Consider the following 271-nt stretch of genomic DNA (forward strand, 5'->3'; position numbering starts at 1 on the left):
GTTCGCCGCCTTTCACTATCGTAACGACCCGGCACCGGCAAAACGGCCGCAGCCAGATTTATCAGCACCGGGCAGATGGTCTGCCTGGCATTTTCACTTCGAGCGGCTGCGCGGCAGTGCAATAAAAGGCAAATTGGCGCTACTTACTCTTACGGATGGCAAAGTACACGCTTTAGTGGAGTTTGATGGCCGCTCACCGGTTGTCGTACAACAGCCTGTATTGAATGCTAACAAGTTGAGTTTTCATATTGATAGCTGGATGGGGCCACTC

General features: G+C 52.4%; 1 protein-coding gene. It reads left to right on the forward strand.

All coding sequences use genetic code 11. The annotated features are described in order from the left end of the window. Positions 1-271 (forward strand): hypothetical protein (locus SB753_RS37405; RefSeq protein ID WP_410805195.1); only part of this gene is annotated, 271 nt, incomplete at both ends.

The sequence above is a fragment of the Paraburkholderia sp. SIMBA_053 genome (genome assembly GCF_046534895.1).
Lineage (GTDB): Bacteria > Pseudomonadota > Gammaproteobacteria > Burkholderiales > Burkholderiaceae > Paraburkholderia > Paraburkholderia caledonica.